This window comes from Lentzea sp. NPDC059081 (assembly GCF_042738015.1).
Classification (GTDB): domain Bacteria; phylum Actinomycetota; class Actinomycetes; order Mycobacteriales; family Pseudonocardiaceae; genus Lentzea.
In genome coordinates this window covers 146,794-162,783 of the sequence record NZ_JBHYGW010000012.1, presented here as the reverse complement: position 1 = coordinate 162,783, position 15,990 = coordinate 146,794, and the positions used below count along the sequence as shown (strand labels likewise).

The 15,990-nt window shown below is 70.3% G+C and carries 16 protein-coding genes; 8 read left to right on the top strand and 8 right to left on the bottom strand.

Translation table 11 applies throughout. From position 1 onward, the window contains the following. Positions 1 to 7: 7 nt before the first annotated feature. The gene (locus ACFWV3_RS25885) at positions 8 to 655 is read left to right on the top strand and encodes an HD domain-containing protein (protein WP_382414507.1); all 648 of its coding nucleotides are present in this window, start codon (positions 8 to 10) and stop codon (positions 653 to 655) included. 148 nt (positions 656 to 803) lie between these two features. Beyond that, the gene (locus tag ACFWV3_RS25880; protein ID WP_382414505.1) at positions 804 to 1,376 is read left to right on the top strand and encodes a hypothetical protein; all 573 of its coding nucleotides are present in this window, start codon (positions 804 to 806) and stop codon (positions 1,374 to 1,376) included. Here ACFWV3_RS25880 and ACFWV3_RS25875 read toward each other — a convergent pair. Next, positions 1,363 to 2,241 (bottom strand): fumarylacetoacetate hydrolase family protein, encoded by an 879-nt coding sequence (locus ACFWV3_RS25875; RefSeq protein WP_382414503.1) that lies wholly within the window; start codon positions 2,239 to 2,241, stop codon positions 1,363 to 1,365. The genes ACFWV3_RS25880 and ACFWV3_RS25875 overlap by 14 nt on opposite strands. A 6-nt stretch (positions 2,242 to 2,247) precedes the next feature. Then, positions 2,248 to 3,549, bottom strand: a complete 1,302-nt coding sequence (locus ACFWV3_RS25870; protein WP_382414501.1) for a CitMHS family transporter — start codon at positions 3,547 to 3,549, stop codon at positions 2,248 to 2,250. A gap of 144 nt (positions 3,550 to 3,693) precedes the next feature. Between ACFWV3_RS25870 and ACFWV3_RS25865 the strand changes: the two genes are divergently transcribed. Further along, a complete protein-coding gene (locus tag ACFWV3_RS25865; protein WP_382414499.1) occupies positions 3,694 to 4,923 on the top strand; it encodes a sensor histidine kinase in 1,230 nt (409 codons plus the stop codon). Continuing rightward, entirely contained in the window at positions 4,920 to 5,315 is a 396-nt protein-coding gene (locus ACFWV3_RS25860; protein ID WP_382414497.1) for a response regulator transcription factor, read from the top strand. The genes ACFWV3_RS25865 and ACFWV3_RS25860 overlap by 4 nt, the downstream gene beginning before the upstream one ends. Positions 5,316 to 5,404: 89 nt before the next feature. On the opposite strand, the gene ACFWV3_RS25855 is transcribed toward ACFWV3_RS25860, so the two are convergent. From ACFWV3_RS25855 to ACFWV3_RS25835, 5 genes are all read right to left on the bottom strand, one after another. Continuing rightward, positions 5,405 to 5,710: a DUF4387 domain-containing protein gene (locus tag ACFWV3_RS25855; RefSeq protein WP_382414495.1), complete on the bottom strand. Its 306-nt coding sequence runs from the start codon at positions 5,708 to 5,710 to the stop codon at positions 5,405 to 5,407. Further along, positions 5,703 to 7,094: an acyclic terpene utilization AtuA family protein gene (locus tag ACFWV3_RS25850; protein WP_382414493.1), complete on the bottom strand. Its 1,392-nt coding sequence runs from the start codon at positions 7,092 to 7,094 to the stop codon at positions 5,703 to 5,705. Before ACFWV3_RS25850 ends, ACFWV3_RS25855 begins: the two co-directional genes overlap by 8 nt. A 64-nt stretch (positions 7,095 to 7,158) precedes the next feature. Further along, positions 7,159 to 8,103 (bottom strand): 2-hydroxyacid dehydrogenase, encoded by a 945-nt coding sequence (locus ACFWV3_RS25845; protein WP_382414491.1) that lies wholly within the window; start codon positions 8,101 to 8,103, stop codon positions 7,159 to 7,161. An 8-nt stretch (positions 8,104 to 8,111) separates the two neighbouring features. Then, on the bottom strand, positions 8,112 to 8,777 hold the full coding sequence (locus ACFWV3_RS25840) for an RraA family protein (RefSeq protein WP_382414489.1): 666 nt from the start codon (positions 8,775 to 8,777) through the stop codon (positions 8,112 to 8,114). Beyond that, entirely contained in the window at positions 8,774 to 10,255 is a 1,482-nt protein-coding gene (locus ACFWV3_RS25835) for an MFS transporter (protein WP_382414487.1), read from the bottom strand. Before ACFWV3_RS25835 ends, ACFWV3_RS25840 begins: the two co-directional genes overlap by 4 nt. Positions 10,256 to 10,584: 329 nt before the next feature. Here ACFWV3_RS25835 and ACFWV3_RS25830 point away from each other — a divergent pair, with 329 nt between their 5' ends. Then, a complete protein-coding gene (locus ACFWV3_RS25830; RefSeq protein ID WP_382414485.1) occupies positions 10,585 to 12,027 on the top strand; it encodes an alpha/beta hydrolase family protein in 1,443 nt (480 codons plus the stop codon). A 68-nt stretch (positions 12,028 to 12,095) separates the two neighbouring features. Here ACFWV3_RS25830 and ACFWV3_RS25825 read toward each other — a convergent pair whose 3' ends face one another. After that, the gene (locus ACFWV3_RS25825) at positions 12,096 to 12,437 is read right to left on the bottom strand and encodes an ArsR/SmtB family transcription factor (RefSeq protein WP_382414483.1); all 342 of its coding nucleotides are present in this window, start codon (positions 12,435 to 12,437) and stop codon (positions 12,096 to 12,098) included. Positions 12,438 to 12,529: 92 nt separating this feature from the next. Between ACFWV3_RS25825 and ACFWV3_RS25820 the strand changes: the two genes are divergently transcribed. From ACFWV3_RS25820 to ACFWV3_RS25810, 3 genes are read left to right on the top strand one after another with little or no spacing between them, the layout of a single operon-like run. Further along, positions 12,530 to 13,681, top strand: a complete 1,152-nt coding sequence (locus ACFWV3_RS25820; RefSeq protein ID WP_382414481.1) for an MFS transporter — start codon at positions 12,530 to 12,532, stop codon at positions 13,679 to 13,681. 4 nt (positions 13,682 to 13,685) lie between these two features. Then, positions 13,686 to 14,555, top strand: a complete 870-nt coding sequence (locus tag ACFWV3_RS25815; protein ID WP_382414479.1) for an aldo/keto reductase — start codon at positions 13,686 to 13,688, stop codon at positions 14,553 to 14,555. A gap of 24 nt (positions 14,556 to 14,579) precedes the next feature. Then, complete coding sequence (locus tag ACFWV3_RS25810; RefSeq protein ID WP_382414477.1) at positions 14,580 to 15,962, top strand: NAD-dependent succinate-semialdehyde dehydrogenase; 1,383 nt, start codon at positions 14,580 to 14,582, stop codon at positions 15,960 to 15,962. Positions 15,963 to 15,990 lie beyond the last annotated feature (28 nt).

The following is a 15,990-nucleotide window of genomic DNA, read 5'->3' as shown; positions in this document are numbered from 1 at the left end:
ACGCCTGATGACGACCCTGCTGAGCGACCTCCCCGACGTTCTCGGGCCGTGGCCCCGGACCCCGGCGACCGTCGCGGCCGTCGAGTTCATCGGCGAGCACGAGCCCGACCACCTGGTCAACCACAGCATCCGCAGCTACTTCTACGGCCGTCACCTGGGCGACCTCGCCGGCACCGAGTACGACGACGAGATCCTGTTCCTCGCCACCGTCCTGCACGACATCGGGCTCACCGAGGAGGCCAACGGGTCGCAGCGGTTCGAGGTCGACGGCGCTGACCGGGCCGCGCGGTTCGTGCTGGACCAAGGTCTCGGTGACGCTGCCGCGGAGACCGTCTGGGACGCGATCGCCCTGCACACCTCGCCCGGCATCGCGAACCGCAAGTCCGCCGAGATCGCACTGGCTCACGCCGGCATCGGCGCGGACATCCTGGCCGTGGGCGCCGACAGGCTCGACGACGCGCTGACCGCCGCGGCGCACGCCCGGTACCCGCGGCTGGACCTCGCGAACAGGCTGACGGCGGACGTCGCCGGCCAGATCCGCCGCAACCCGGCCAAGCACGTCCTGTTCTCCTTCGCCGACGCCGCACTGCGGCACCACTTCCCCGAGGTGCCGCAGCCGACCTTCCGCGAGCTGGCGGCCAGGGGCTGGGGCTGAGGCCAGGTCGTTCCCTGCTGTCCGGGAGCACCGGACAGCAGGGACATCGGCCGAAAGTCCACCTGCTTCGCGCAGATCGACCGATGCGGCGACCCTCGACGCCCGGCTACCGTCCACTCACGACACGCTGTTCGCCGGAGGAGGGCACATGAAATCCGTTGAGGCACAGGCACGCGAGCTCGCGTCGAGCACCGGCCGGTCCCACGAGGACGCACTCCGCCTGCTCCAGCTCGAAGGCAAGGTCCCGCTCACCGTGCCGGAAGCCGCCTTCGTGCTCGGGCACCCGCTGGCGGTGCTCGCGGACTCCGAGCGAGATCCCGCCGTCACCGGGACGACGGGTCTCGGCCCACGACTGCGCGACGTCCACCTCGGCTACGGGACCGGGGCGTTCCCCGACGTCCTCGTCGTGACGAGCATCCCGCTGCCGGGAGAGGCAGCGGACGAGACCCTGGCCGCCGTCGTCCTGCACAACTTCCTGTGCTTCCACGGCACTCCACGCGACACCGCCGGGCGCCGGGCCGCCTGGCAGGAGGCGACCTCGGCGGTCCCGGTACCGGTCGAGGTCGTCCTCGACGGCACCGCGACACCGGCGACCGAGATCGCGGTGGGCGGGTCGCGGGCCGTGCGCCTGCCCTATCTGACGGGTCAGGTCGTCATCGGCCTCGCCGGGCCCGAGATGCCGGTCGTCGCACTGACCGAAGGCCCGGTCACCGCCCGGTGATCAGCGCTTCCTGCACGACGGTGTTCGTCAACGACCCGAGCTGCTCGATCTCGACGGTGCACTCGTCCCCCGGCTCGAGCCACACCTGCGGCTGCCGCAACGCACCCACGCCGCCGGGGGTGCCGGTGACGATGACGTCGCCCGGATCCAGCGTCATGGCCTCGGACAGGATCGAGACGAGCCGCGCCACCCCGAAGATCATGTCGTCGGTGTTGGCGTCCTGCATGGTCTCGCCGTTCAGCACGGTGCGGATGCGCAGCCCGCGGCAGCCGTCGGGCAGCTCGTCGCGGGTGACGAGCTCGGGGCCGAAAGCGCCGGTGCCGTCGAAGCTCTTGCCCATCGTCCACTGGTCGGACCTGATCTGGAAGTCGCGCACCGACCCGTCGTTGAACAGCGAGTAGCCCGCGACGTGGCCGAGCGCCTCGGACTCGCGGATGTGGCGCCCGCCCTTGCCGACGACCACGGCCAGCTCGCACTCGTAGTCGAGCAGGTCGGACGCGTCCGGCCGCACGAGCGGGTCGCCGTGCGCGACCAGGCTGTTGGCGAACCTGGCGAACACGGCCGGGTACGACGGCGGCTCGAAACCGCTCTCCCGCGAGTGGTCGACGTAGTTCAGGCCGATGCAGAGGATCTTGCCGGGGCGCACCACCGGCGGCAGCAACGTCACGTCGGACAGGACGATCTCGGGCGCGGTCTCCAGGATCTTCGCCAGTTCCTCGAGAGCGGCGTCGTCACGCAGGAAGTGCGGGAGATCGCCGCCGAGCTCGGAGACCGGGAGTCCCCGGTAGCCCTCCCCCGACTTGAGCGCGATGCCCTCTTCGGCGCCGACGGTGTAGGTGATGAATCGCAACAGTGCCTCCAGCACTTGGGGTCAGGCGAGGTGGATGGCGCCGGTGACGGTGGCACCCGCCATGGCGACGAGGCTGAGGCCGAGGGTCCACGGCCAGGCGAACCGTTGCAGGGAGCCGATGTCCGTGCGCAGCAGCGTGGCGACGAAGTAGATCGGCGCGATCAGCGGGCTCAGCGAGTGCAACGGCATGCCGATCAACGCGGCCCTGGCGATGACCTCGTGCGGAAGGCCGAACGCGTCGGCCGTCTGGGCGAGGATCGGGACCACGCCTAGGAAGAAGCTGTCGGTGGACAGGATGACCAGCAACGGCATCGACAGCACCGCGGTGACGAAGGCGAAGGCACCGCCCCAGCTGTCGGGGACGACGGAGACGATGCTGCCTGACATGGCCTCGACCATGCCGCTCTCGTTGAGCACACCGGTGAACGCGCCGGCCGCCAGGATGAGCGTGACCAGCATGACGACGGTGCCGGCGTGCGGCTTCAACCGGTCCTGCTGCACCTTCAGGTTCGGGAAGTTGACGGTGAGCGCGATGGCGAACGCGGCCATCACCATGGCCGGCAGCGGGAAGAAGCCGAGGCCCAGGCTCACCATGAGCGCGATCGTGAGAACGAGGTTGAACCAGAAGTTCTTCGGCTCGATCACCTTGCGCGGCGCGTGGGTGCCGGTCGGCTCGGAGGTCTCGCCGTCCGGCTCCGCCGCGTCGAGCCTCTGCAACCGGCGACGCTCGGAGCGGCCGAGGAAGTAGGCGAAGGCGACGGCGGCGGCCAGCGTGAGGAAGAACGTCGGCAGCATGGGCACGACGATGTCGGTGACGTCGATGCCGAGGGAGATCGACATGCGGGCCGCGGGGCCGCCCCAGGGCATCCAGTTGAGGACCGGGCAGATGATGCCGAGCAGCATGGCCATGATCAACGGGTTGATGCCGATGCGGCGGTAGATCGGGTACATCGACGACACCGTGATCAACGCCGCCGTGGCGCCGTCGCCGTCGAGACCGACGACCATCACCAGGACCGCGGTGCCGACCACGATCTTCACCGGGTCCTCGCCCACCGCCGCGACGATCCGGCGGACGAACGGCTCGAACAGCCCGCACTCGAACATCACCAGGAAGTAGAGCAGGGCGAAGACCAGCATGACCGCGGTCGGCGCGGTCTCCACGATCCCGGACACCATCATGTCGCCGAGACGGGACCCGAAGCCGCCGATCAAACCGAACACCAGCGGAACGAGAACCAGTCCCGCCACCGCGGACAACCTCTTCGCCATCACCAGCGCGGTGAAGAGCCCGATGGTGCCAAACCCCAGAAGAGCCAGCATGGCGTTCCTCCCGCAGCGACGTCGACGGCGCGATGACTGGGCCGAGGCTAGGACCGCCGCGATCGGCGAATCGTCCTACTGTCCGGGGAGTTCTGTCCCCTGACCGGGGGACTCGGCGGGGCGCCTGCCGAGGACAATTGTCCTGTGGCCACTGTGGACGAATGCGGGACCGTGACGGCGCACGCGCGCGGGACGGTGACTACCCGGCCGGAGCGTTCGTTCGGCCGGCAGGCGCTCCTCATAGCGCTGGCGTGCCTGGTGGTCGACACCGTGGCGTTCACCGCCGCGACGCCGGACCTGTCCCCCGTCGCCCAGGCCGGCGCCCTCCTCGCGATCGTCTGCGTGGACGCCGCCCTGGCCCTTCCCGCTCGGTCGTCCGGGTGGGTGACCGCGGCGCACGCCGTCACCGCCGTCGGGCTGGCCGTGATGCTCCGCTCCACGCCGGACGTCGACGTCGACCTGGTGGGCAGCGTGATCGCCGCCTACCGCGCCGGTGCGTGGCTGCACGGCAGGGCGAGCGTCGCCGCCGTCCTCGTGCTCGCGACCGGCACGATGCTCTCGCAAGCCCTGGTCGATCCGTCCGCCGTCCTCGGCACGGCCACCGAGGTGGTCAAGGACGCGTTCATCCCCTGGCTGGTGGGCCGGTACACCTCGGCCCGCCGCGCCTACATCTCGGAACTGCGCCACCACCGGGAGACCGAGCTGCGCGAGGCCACCGAGGAGGTGGACAACGCGGTCCGCCGGGTGCGGACCACGATCGCCCGCGACCTGCACGACGTCATCTCCCACCACGTCAGCGCGATCGGCGTGCACTCCGGGGTCGCCCGCATCAAGCTCGCCGCGACGCAGCAGTTCATCGCACCGGAGATCATGGACTCGCTGAGGGCCGTGGAGCTGTCCCGCAGGTCCGCGATGGCCGACCTCCGCCGCATGCTCGACCTCCTGCACGGCAAGCCGGACTCGTCCGCGCAGCCCGGCCTCGGCAACCTCGACGAGCTCTTCGACGGCGTGCGCCGGTCCGGTCTCGCCACGCGGTTCCGGGTCAGCGGCGCGCCGCGGTGGCTGCCCGGTGCCATCGACATCGCCCTGTACCGGATGACCCAGGAGATGCTCACCAACGCCCTGCGCTACGGCGACGGATCCACTGTGGACATCGATCTCGACTTCCGCGAGACCTCCATCGTGCTGACCGCCCGCAACGCCATCGGGGCTCCGGCCGACCACGCGTCGACCGGGCGCGGGCTGGCCGGCATCCGCGACCGGGCAGCCCAGTTCGGCGGCACCGTGTCGCACGGACCCGATGCCGCCGGCGAGAACTGGGAGACCAGGGTCAGCGTGTCCTACAGCGTCTCATCAGCAGGAGAACCCCAGTGACGTTCCGCGTCCTCATCGCCGACGACCACGCGACCTTCCGGTCCGGCCTGCGCGCGATCCTCCACACCCAGCCCGACTTCGAGTGCGTGGCCGAGGTCGGGGACGGCCGCGCCGCGGTCGCCGAGACCATCCGGCTGCGCCCCGACCTCGCGATCCTCGACGTCCAGATGCCCGAGTTCGACGGACTGGCGGCAGCCGCCGAGATCGTCGCCTCGGGCCTCACCGGGGTGCGCATGCTCATGCTCACGACCTACGACAACGATGACTACCTCCGCCGGGCGCTGACGGCCGGCGTGCACGGCTTCGTCCTCAAGAGCCTGCCGCCCGAAGAGCTGATCGCCGCCATCAGAGCGGCCGCCAGAGGCGACACCCACGTCGCATCCGCGGAGTGAACCCGACTCCCCCGCAACGCAAAAGGCTGTCCGGCGCGAGGATCTCGCGCCGAACAGCCTTTGTGCCTCGGGGTCGCTCTACCGGACGGTCACAGGGCGAGCCGGAGCAGGTAGGGGTACTGCTGCCCGGAGTGCAGGTCGCGCTCCTCGACTCCGCCCTGCGGCACCCTCCTGGGGAAGGAGATCTTCAGCACCTGCAGGGACGGCATCGGGTACAGCGACACGGACGCGGGGTCGACGTCGTAGATCTCCGCGATGGAGTCGGCGCTGAGCGCCGGGCTGCCGGCGTAGCGGTCGTAGTTCTCCTGGCCGTCGAACATCAGGTCGATGGTGACCCAGAACGGACCGGCCACTTTGGACCGGACGTGCCAGCAGACCTCTTTGAGGTTAGGCATGGGCGGCAACCTTCTCTGCGGTGCGGGTCTCGATGGTCTCGACCCGGACTAGTTCCATGGGGTGTTCGACGCTGACGACGTGGTTGAGCGTGAACTGGTAGACGGGCCCGCGGTCGATGTCGCCGGGGGTGAACGCCCAGCCGTAGCTCGGCAGCTCCAGGCCGTTGCGGATGGGCATGTGGAAGAAGTACGGGTCGCACGCACGGGCGATCTCGCTCGCGAGCTGCTGGGTCTTGGCGGTGATGACGCCCATCAGCCCGATCTCCAGCGGCACGGAGCCCGGTGCGGGCGGCAGTCCGCTGACGCCGTTGTAGCCGTACATCCGCAAGGAGATGTGGAACTCGGACTCGTCCAGGCCGGTCGCGGACTTCGCGCGTTCGGTCAGGACGAACTGCATCCGGTCGTGGAACACCTGCGGTTCGGCCAGCACGTTCGGATCGGTGATGCCGACGATCATGATGGTCTGGAACAGGTTCCCCGAGGCGCCCTCCAGCTTCATGGTGTAGGGCCGGGGAGTCCACTTCGACCCGGTGACGCGCACCACGCGGTCGGTGAGCTGGACGTACTCGCACCCGGTCAGGTCGAGCTCACCGCCCGGCTCGGTCAGGATCCACGGGTTCTTGTTCTCGTAGAGCGAGTGGATCGAGATGCCCCTGGTCAACGCCTTGAACTGCGGATCGACCGGAGCGACGTCGAACCCGTCCTCGTGGATGTCGATCAGCACCCCGCGCTGACCCGTGGCCGCGGTGGTCGACTGCGCACCGCACTCGGAGATCTTGCCCGCGTGCCAGGACGGCCCGGCGGGCGCGCCCTTCCAGAGCGCGTAGGCGGCGATGACCGCCGGGTCGGAGGAGCGCCCGCCGATGACGATGTCCGCACCCGCGTCCAGCGCGGCGAAGTACGGCTCCGGACCCATCAGGGCGACGATGTGCAGGTTGCTGTCGATCGTCTCCTCGTCCAGCTCGCCCAGCGGGGGCAGGGCGGTGATCTTGCCGTCCGCGAGCTTGTCCTTGATCACTTGAGGCGACTGCTCCGAGTACAGCAGGGCGATCTTCGGCGTGTACCCCCTCTCCGCGGCGATCTCCAGCACGATGTCGCGCGTCCAGTCGACGTTCAGGTCACCGCCGGCCTGACCGGCGGTGCCGATCAGGAAGGGGATTCCCGCTTCCTGCTGCAACCCCATCAGCAGTTCGAGGTCCCTCTTCACCGAGCCGCGGTCGTTCTTCGACGTGCCCTTGGCGAGGAACGCCGCGCCGCTGTCCGTCGACCCCGCGTCCACCGCGATGGCCTGGGGCCTCGCCGCCGACGCGTGGCCGATCTCCTCCGGGAAGATCCCGACCCCCAGCGAACCCTGGGGCACGTAGATCCTGATCGATTTGCTCATGTCGCCTTCTCTTCCAGTGACGGATCGATGTCGTCGGGGCGGAACGCCCCGGTCGCGGAACTGGTCATGGCCTCTCCGCAACCGCGGGGAGGACGGGGGTCAGCGGGTCGCCGCCGGTCAGCACGGCGACGACGTTCTCCACGGCGATCGCGGCCATGAGGGTGCGGGTCTCCGTGGTGGCCGAACCCAGGTGCGGTGTGAGCACCACGTTCTCGAGGGTGAGCAGGTCGGGGTGCACGCGCGGCTCGTCCTCGTAGACGTCGAGCGCGGCACCCGCGATCTGCCCTGTGCGCAGGGCCCGGACCAGGGCGGCCTCGTCGACGACCGGACCGCGCGCCGTGTTGACCAGGTAGGCGGTCGGCTTCATCAGGCGCAGGGCCGCTTCGTCGATCAGGTGGCGGGTCTCGCTGGTGAGCGGGCAATGCAGCGACACGACGTCTGAAGTGGACAGAAGCTCGTCCAGTCCCGTGCTGATCCCGCGGCGGGAGTGGTGCACCACCTCCATGCCGAACGCGAGCGCACGGGCGGCCACGGCCCGGCCGATCGACCCCATGCCCACGACGCCCAGCCGTCGCCCCTGCAACCCCGCCCCGAGCAGGAACCCGATGTCCCACGCCCACGGCTCGCCGGACCGGATCAGCCGGTCCCCCTCGCTCACCCGCCGGGTCACGTCGAGCATCAACGCCATCGTCAGGTCGGCGGTCGCCTCGACCAGCACACCGGGCGTGTTGGTCGCGACCGCGCCGTGCGCGGTGATCGCGGCGACGTCGAGGTTGTCGTAGCCCGTGGCGGTGTTGGCCACCACGCGCAGCTGGGGACCGGCGGCCGTGAGGACCTCCTGACCGACCCGGTCGTTGAGCGTGGTGATCACCGCGTCGGCCCCCGCCACCCCGGCCCGCAGCTCGGCGGGGGTCAACGGCCTGGCGTGCGGGGAGACCGTCACCGTGCCGACCCCGGAGAGCGGGGTGAGGACGTCGCCGGGCAGTGCCCTGGTGATGAAGATGTTCACCGGATCCCCTAGTGCCGGACCCGCTTGAGGGCCAGCAGCCCTTCCGGCGTGAACTCCGGGGAACGCGCCCACGTCACGATGGACTGCTCCTCCTCGCGGACCTCCTCCGCCAGGCCGGGCAACCGGCCGGCGATCTCACGAGGGACGCGCAGGACGCCGTGCTGGTCCCCGTGCACCAGATCGCCGGGAGCGACCTCGAGCCCGGCGACGCGGACGGGCACGCCGACCGAGGTGAGCCGCATGTGGGCACGGGCGACGCACAGTCCGGCGGCGTGCACGGAGAAACCCAGCCGGCGCAGGTCCTGTTCGTCCCGCACCCGGCCGTTGGTCACGAAGCCCGCGATGTTCAGCGCCGCCAGCAGGGTCCCGTTGACCTCGCCCAGGAACGCGCCGGCCCCGGGCACCTCGTCGAGGTCCTCCAGCACCACCACGACCGGCCCCTCGGCCGCGAGCACGGCCCGGTGCAGCTCGGACACCGGCACCGCGTCGTCACCGGCGTGGCGTGCCCGCATGGTCGCGGTCACGACCGTGCCCAGGAACCGGCCACCGGTGACCTGGCGCACCGAGCCGTCCGTGTACGACTGCCCGTCGGCACCGGCCTCGGTGCGGCGCAGGGCGTTGCTCAGCGCCGGGGTGTCCCAGTCGAAGAGTCCTTTGTAGATGCTCGTGCTCACGTCAGGTCTCCGGTCTGCGGGGAGGGGGTGGAGGGTCGCCGGACCGCGATCCGGGTGACGACGAACGCGGCGACGCAGGCCACGACCGCGATGTCGACGAGCATCAGCCGCCAGCCGGTGACGTCGACCATCGCGCCGATCAGGAACGGGCCGAGGAAACCGCCCATGCCCCAGCCGATGTTGTAGATGGCGGTGTACGTGCCGAGCACCCTGGCCGACGGGGCGAGGTTCCACAGCACCACCGCGGCGTTGATGATGAACCCCGCCGCACCCGCACCGGCGACGGACAGGGCGATCATCGTCCCGATCTGGCTCGCGAACGCCGTCGCGGCCAGCAGCGCCGTGGCGAAGGTGACCATGCCGATCACCATCACCCGCAGGCGCCCGAAGCGTTCGGCGAGCAGGGCGATCGGGTAGGCCAGCGCGATGTAGACGAGGCCGCTGACGAGCGGGAGGCCACCCGCGTCACCGCGGGAGAGGCCGAGCGCCTCCATGCCGTACGGCGTGATCAGCGACCGCGAGGCGGCCCACGCGCAGCTGAAGAGCAGGGTCGCGACGACCAGCAGCAGCCGGCTCCGGTCGCGGTCCCGCAGGATCTCCGCCATCGTGCCCGTCGCCTTGATCTCCTTGCGGGAGCGCGACTGCGGCAGCTGGTCCTCGACGAGCGCGGCCTGGTAGGCCGGCGAACGGCTGTCCCGCACCGTGAGGCCCAGCACCACCACCGCCACCAGCATCATCGCCGCGGGGATGAGGAAAGCGGCGTTCGGGTGCTGGTCGACGACCAGGATGCTGAGCAGCGCGGCCACGATGCTGGTCAGCCCGGAGGCGATCTTGACCGCGGCGTTGCCCCTGCTGCGCCGCTCCGGCGGCAGGAAGTCGGGCATGAGCGACTCGGAGATCGACTTGAACCCGTTCGTGATCAGCCCGTAGAAGAAGATCACCACGATCAGTGCCGGCAGCGAACCCGCCACCAGCGGCACGGTCAGGAACACCACCGCCGCCAACGGCATTCCCACCACCAGGTAAGGCATCCGCCGGCCCCACGACGTGCGGGTGTTGTCGGACCGGTTCGCCATCCACGGCTGCACGAACAGCCCCAGGACGTTGTCCATGCCCATGAACAGCCCGACCAGCGCCGCGCTTCCCAGGTGTGCCAGCAACAGCGGCGGAACCTGGGCGTCGTAGAAGTTCCAGGTGACCTCCTGCGCGAACACCGCGAGCGTCACCAGGAAGGTGATCTTCGCCGTGCCTCGCCGCCGGTCAGGGGGAGATCCGCCCGCGGTGAACCGTTTCAGCTTCGGCCTGTCAGACAACGGCACCTGCACCCGAAGGCGGGCAGTGCGTTCCACAATGGACTCCAGGTCTCTGGTCAGGAGATCGGCGGCCCGGCGGCGTCGACCGGCCTCGGAGGCCACGCGCCCGTCGAGCTCGGAGGCGCCCCGAGCGATCCCGGGAAACCCCGGCGCGGCAGCGCTCACCGCCGGTCCCCTCCGGTGATCGAGGCGTTCGTCGCAGGTGGACGATCTCGTTGTCCACCACGGTAGGAACCGCACCCCGGCCGGATCGTCACGAAGACCGGGGACTCCCCTCCCCCGACCAGGGGACCATGGCAATCGTCCTTAAAGTTGCATGTTGCTTTTGCTATAGCATCTGCATTAGCGTGACGACGCGTTACCGGTTGGTAACCCATGGAGAAGAACCAGAACCATGGCGCGACCCCCGTGCTGAGCACGGCGGAGAGGTCCCGGCGACGCCGGGCGGCTCACCTTCCTCACACCGGTCGCACCTTCGAAGATGGAGCGGTTTCTTGAACACATCCGACGCACGCCCGTGCGGCCTGGCGCGGCTTCCGGCCCGCCGGGCGATGGCAGCCGTGCTCGTCACGACGCTCGCCGCCGGCACGCTCGGCGCCCTGCCCGTCGCGAACGCCGGCACCCCACCCGGTGCCGTCGCCCCGTGTCCCGCGCCCCTGGCGGAGAAGGCCACCTGCTACGCCGGCCAGGACGCCGACGGCGCCTACTTCACGATGGCCGTTCCGAAGCAGTGGAACAAGTCTCTCGTCGTGCTCGCCCACGGTGGTCCCGACTTCGCCTACGACCAGTCCAGCACGGACGAGGAGCTGGAACGCTGGGCGGTGATGGTCGACCAGGGTTACGCCTGGGCGGCGTCGTCGTACCGGCGGGGCGGGTACGGCGTCCGCATGGCCGCGGCCGACACCGACAACGTCCGGCGCTTGTTCATCGACCGGTTCGGCAAGCCCGCGCGGACGTACCTGCACGGCCAGTCCTTCGGCGGGAACGTCGCGGCCAAGGTCGCGGAGACCTACGGCAAGCAGCCAGGGCTGTACGACGGCGTGCTGCTGACCAACGGGCTCGTGGGTGGCGGCTCCCGCGGCTACGACCACCGGGTCGACCTGCGGGTGGTCTACCAGTACTACTGCGCCAACCTGCCGCGACCCACCGAGCCGCAGTACCCGCTGTGGCAAGGACTTCCGGCCGGCTCGACGCTGGCGCCCGAGGACGTCGTGGCCCGGCTGCAGGAGTGCACCGGCATCGGCTCCGAGCAGCGGACCGCGGCGCAGCAGCGCAACCTCGGTGAGATCCTCGCCGTCACCCGCATGTCGGAGGAGGTGCTGCCGACCAACCTGCTCTACGCGACGTTCCTGTTCCAGGACATCGTCTTCAAGCGGCTCGACGGCAGGAACCCGTTCGGCAACGAGGGTGTCCGGTACACCGGTTCGAGCGACGACAAGGCGCTCAACGCGGGGGTGGAACGGTTCTCACCCGACCGCACGGCGCGTCGTGACCTGTCCTACGACGCCGACCTGACCGGCAAGATCTCCGTGCCCGTCCTCACCCTGCACGCGATCCACGACCCGCAGGTCTACGTGGAGCACGAGTCCGCCTACCGGGAGACGGTCCAGGCCGCCGGTCGCGCCGGCAACCTCGTGCAGTCCTTCACGGACGAAGCCGACCACGGCGAGCTGAGCAACGCCGAGTACGCCAACTCGATCGCCGCGCTCGACACCTGGGTCCGCACCGGCCGCAAGCCCACCGCCCGGTCCCTCGCCGACTCGTGCGGCACGTTCGACAAGACCTACGGCAGCGGGTGCTTCTACCAGCCGGAGTTCACTCCCGCGTCGTACGCGTCCCGGGTCCCGCCGCGGCCGGGCGGCCAGAAGTGGCCGGCGCTGACGGACGCGCAGGAGTGCGCGTGGAGCCGGATTCCCGGCATCGGGATCGCTCCCTGACCTTCCGAGGTCCGCACGACACGAGGCCCGTTCCGCGGAACCCACCGCGGGGCGGGCCTCCCCCGCGCTCAGACCAGTTCGTCCACTTCGGACTTCGCGGCCAGCACCCCGTTGAGCAGGCCGGGGAAGAGGGCGTCGAGATCCGCCCGCCGCAGGCTCGAGATCTTCCTGGTGCCGGCGGCGATGGTCGTGATCACCCCGGCTCCGCGGAGCACGCGCAGGTGGTGCGTTCGCGTCGACGGGCTCACCGACAGGGCGAACTCGCCGCACGCGTGCCCGTCGGGGCTCGTCGCGAGCGCTCGGACGATGTGCAGGCGCACCGGGTCCGCGAGCGCGTGCAGCACGCGTTCGATCCGGATCTCGTCGCGATCCGGCTGCGGCAGGAAGGTCACCTCTGAGGTCTCCACCACCCCATCCTACGACATCGGTAGAACTTTGATGGATGTCGTATTACGATCACCGTCGAAGTACGACGCTCATCGAAACTAGGGAGGGAGGTGAGATGACAGCTCGGGTGATCCCGCTGTCCGCGGGCGCTTTCGTCGCCGGGACGAGCGCTTACGTCGTCGCCGGTCTGCTGCCGCGGATCAGCGCGGAGAGCGGCGTCTCCCTGGGAGCCGCCGGACAGCTGTCCACCGTCTTCGCGATCACCTACGCGATCAGCGCTCCGATCGCGACCGCGGTCACCGCCCGCTGTGAGCGGCGTTCCGTTCTCACAGGAGCTCTTCTCCTGGCAGCGCTCGGCAACGCGCTCACCGCGTTGGCGACCACGTACCCGTTGTTGCTTCTGGGGCGCGTGATCTCCGCTGCCGGCGCGGCTGCCTTCACCCCGACGGCCACCTTCGTCGCCACGTCGTTGTTCCCTCCCGAGCGACGAGGACGTGCGGTCGCCCTCGTGTTCGGCGGGCTCACCGCGGCGATCGCGCTGGGAGTGCCCATCGGCTCACTGCTCGGGGGCGTCACGGGGTTCCGCGGCGTCTTCGCGTCGATCGCGGTGGCCGCGGTGGTGATCGCGTTCGCCACACGCCTGTTCGTTCCCGCCGTCGCGCCAACGGAAACGGCTTCACCGAAAGAGCGGTTCGCCGTGCTGGGCAACCGGGTGGTGCGCCGTCTGCTCCTGGTCACCACGCTGTCGGTCCTCGGTGCGATGACGATCTACACCTACGTCGTCCCGCTGGTCGCCGGCTACACCGGCTTCCGGGATGACGCGGTCAGCGCACTGCTGCTCGTCTACGGATGTGGCGCGGTGGTGGGCAACGTCGTCGGCGGGCTGATGTCGGACCGGTTCGGTCCCGGCCGCAGCGCGCTCGTCCTGCTGGTCGCCTCCGCGGTGGCCGCGGTGAGCCTGCCGCTGACCCTGACGACCACCGCCGGAGCCGCACTCGCCCTGTTCGCCTGGGGCTGCGCGAACTGGGCGTACAACCCGCCTCAGCAAAGCAGCCTGCTGATCTCCGCCGGCGAGCAGGGCACCTTCGCCCTCTCGCTCAACGCGTCCGCGATCTACCTGGGATCCGGTCTCGCCGGCGTCCTGGGCGGACTCGTGGTGTCCGGCCAGGGGATCGAGACCCTTCCCCTCGCCGGTGCCGCCGTGACCGGTCTGGCCGTCGTCGTCATGACCACAGGCCGGACGTCTTCCCCCACTCCGAAGGACTAGAACCGTGACATCAACCGTTCCCGCCACCACCTTCACCATCGGCGGTGACCTCACCGTCCGCCGCCTGGGCTTCGGCACCATGCAGCTGACCGGACCGGGCACGTTCGGGTACCCGGCCGACGTCGACAACGCGATCGCGGTGTTGCGCCACGCCGTCGACCGCGGTGTGAACCTGATCGACACCGCCGACAGCTACGGACCGTTCGTGACGGACGACCTCATCCGCCGCGCGCTGCACCCGTACGCGGACGACCTGGTCATCGCGACGAAGGTCGGGGTCACGCGCCCCGGCCCGGACGAGTGGGTGCCCGTCGGCCGTCCGGCCTACCTGCGCCAGCAGGCGGAGCTGAGCCTGAGGCACCTGGGCGTCGACCACCTCGACCTGCTGCAGCTGCACCGCGTCGACGACGAGGTGCTGCTGGAGGACCAGGTCGGCGAGCTCGCGCGGCTCCAGGAGGAGGGGAAGGTGCGGCACATCGGCCTGTCCGAGGTGACCGTCGACCAGGTCCGCGCCGCCGGGGCCGTCACGCCGATCGCGTCGGTGCAGAACCTGTTCAACCTGCTTACCAGGTCCGCGGAGGACGTCCTCGACCACGCGGAGGCCTCGGGGATGGCCTTCATCCCGTGGTACCCGCTCGCCAGCGGCGGGATCGCCGACCAGGACGGCGCACTGGCGGAGCTCGCCCGCCGGCACGACGCCACGACCAGCCAGCTCGCGTTGGCGTACCTGCTGCGCAGGTCCCCGTCGATGCTGCCGATCCCCGGCACCTCGTCGGTGGCGCACCTCGACCAGAACATCGGCGCCGCGGCGATCGAGCTGACCGACGACGACTTCGCGCTGCTGGACCAGATCTCGGCGGACAAGACCGCCTGACCCACCACCACGGAGGAACTTCCGATGTCCTACCTCAGCGTCAACCCCGCCACCGGCCACGTCCTGGACACCGTCGAGCAGATCTCCGACGCCGGACTCGACGAGGCACTCGCCACCGCCCACTCCGCCTACGAGAACGACTGGCGCCACCGACCGGCCGAGGATCGGGCGGCCGTCCTCCGCGCCGTCGCCGCCGAGCTGCGGTCCGGGACCGGGTACGCGGGCCACCTCACCGACGAGGTGGGCAAGCTGGTCGGCGAGGCCGAGGCGGAGGTCGACCTGTCGGCGTCGATCTTCGAGTACTACGCCGACCACGGCGAGGAGCTCCTCGCGCCCCGGCCGGTGCCCGAGTCGCCGGGATCCGTCGTGTACACCGACCCGCTCGGCGTCGTCCTGGCGATCGAACCGTGGAACTTCCCGTACTACCAGGTCGCGAGGGTGGCCGCGGCGCAGCTCATGGCCGGGAACGTCGTGGTCGTCAAGCACGCCGAGAGCGTTCCGCGCAGCGCGCTCGCCCTGCAGCGCCTGTTCGAGGTGGCCGGTGCCCCGGCCGGCGTGTACACGAACGTGTTCGCCTCCCACGAGCAGATCGGCAGGCTGATCGACGACCCGCGGATCGTGGGCGTGGCGCTCACCGGCAGCGAACGCGCGGGAGCGGCGGTGGCCGAGCGCGCCGGGCGCAACATCAAGAAGGTCGTGCTGGAACTCGGCGGCAGCGATCCGATGATCGTCCTGCCGGACGCCGACCTCGGCAGGAGCGTGGCGGCCGCTCTCGGTGCCCGGCTGATCAACGCGGGACAGGCGTGCAACGCCACGAAGCGCGTCATCGTGGTCGGCAGGGACAGGGCCGACGAGTTCCTCGCCGCCGTCAACGAGAACCTCGACGGCCTGGTCATCGGCGACCCCGCCGACCGGGCCACCGGCCTCGGGCCCCTGTCGTCCGAACGAGCGCTGGAGACGCTCGTCGAGCAGGTCCGCCGGGCGCAGGAGCACGGAGCGACCCTGCTGCGCGGGGGTTCCCGGATCGACCGGCCGGGGTTCTACTTCGAGCCGGCGGTCCTGACCGGTGTGGAGGAGACCAACCCCGCCTTCCACGAGGAGTTCTTCGGGCCGGTGTTCCTGTTCTTCGTGGTCGAGTCGGAGGAGGAAGCGATCGCGCTGGCGAACGCGACCCCGTTCGGCCTCGGCGCCTCGGTGTTCACCGAGGACCTCGACCGCGGCGGTGAGATCGCCCGGCGCCTGGAGAGCGGGATGGTGTTCCTGAACCAGCACGCGTGGACCAGTCCCGAGGTGCCGTTCGGCGGCGTCAAGCGCTCCGGGTTCGGGCGTGAGCTGGGCGAGTACGGCTTCGGGGAGTTCGTGAACCACAAGCTGGTGAGCAGTGCCCAGGCTCGTGTGCACGCGTGAGCCCGTGAGGTAGTGGGGAGGGCGGGGT